This window comes from Streptomyces sp. NPDC001904, assembly GCF_040297005.1.
Classification (GTDB): Bacteria; Actinomycetota; Actinomycetes; order Streptomycetales; family Streptomycetaceae; genus Streptomyces.
In genome coordinates this window covers 1-1,165 of record NZ_JBEOYI010000069.1, presented here as the reverse complement: position 1 = coordinate 1,165, position 1,165 = coordinate 1, and the positions used below count along the sequence as shown (strand labels likewise).

At 75.9% G+C, this 1,165-nt stretch carries 1 protein-coding gene; it reads right to left on the bottom strand.

Features of this window, described 5'->3' with window-relative positions:
• Window positions 1-145: 145 nt before the first annotated feature.
• A complete protein-coding gene (locus ABT127_RS39280) occupies window positions 146-1,027 on the bottom strand; it encodes an SDR family oxidoreductase (protein WP_351461390.1) in 882 nt (293 codons plus the stop codon).
• Between the last annotated feature and the right edge of the window lie 138 nt (window positions 1,028-1,165).

The following is a 1,165-nucleotide window of genomic DNA, read 5'->3' as shown; positions in this document are numbered from 1 at the left end:
TATGAGGGCGCTCCGGCGCCTTGCGATCGCACGCACCAGACACCGCGGGGCCCGCCCTCCGGGCGGACGACGGGACTTTCGACACACGCCCTAGCCGAGGCGACACCGGCGGGCGCGGCGCCCACGGCCCCGCGCCCGCATCCGGTCAGGGCCGGATGTTCTCCAGGTCCGCCAGCAGGGCGGGGTGCTCGGGCTCCCAGCCGAGCGCCCGGCGGGTGTGGGCGCTCGAGGACGGCTGGTCGGCCGCGAAGATCGTGCCGAGCGGGCCGTAGGTCTCCGCCGGCACCGACTGGACCGGCAGCCCGAGCCGCCGCCCGATGACCGCGGCGATGTCCCGCACCGCGTCACCCTCGTCGGCCACCGCGTGCCAGGAACTGCCGGCCGGTGCCTGCTCCAGGGCGAGACGGAAGAGGACGGCGGCGTCGAGCGCGTGCACGGCCGGCCAGCGCTGGGCGCCGTCGCCCGGGTAGCCGGACACGCCGCTCTGGCGTGCGATGCCGGTCAGCAGGCCCGCGAAGCCGCCCGTGCCCTCGTTGTGGACCGTGCGCGGCAGCCGCACCGCCGAACTGCGCACTCCCTGCGAGGCCAGACCGAGCGCCCGCGTGACCGCGACGCCGCGGCCCCCGACCGGTCCGTCCGTCGGCAGCGGGTCCGCCTCGGTGGAGGGGCGCCCCGCCGCGACCGGCGTACCCGAGACGGTGACCAGCGGCCGGTCGCTGCCGACCAGCGCGTCGCCCAGGGCCGCGAGGGCGGCGCTCTCCTCGGCGACTCCGCGGGCGAGCGCCTCGGGGCTGCTGAAGTCGTTGCTGAACGCCAGGTGGATGACCCCGTCGGACGCGGCCGCGCCGGAGCGCAGGACGTCCAGGTCGGCGAGCCCGCCCCGCAGCGGCTCGGCGCCGGCCGCCTCGGCGGTCGCGGCCGACTTGTCGGAGCGGGAGAGTGCGAGGACGGAGTGGCCGTTGCCGAGGAGCTCGGCGACGACGGTGGAGCCGATCAGGCCGGTGCCGCCGGTGACGAAGACGCGCATGAGGTCTCTCCTCAGAGTGATGGGAGTCTTGTCCCATCACCGTACACCGGTGATGTCCCTGCTTCTCGGCGTCCCCGCCGTCCTTCGGCATGCTCACCCCGAGGTCGTAGCGGCCCTGTTCGCCGACGACGTAGAGGC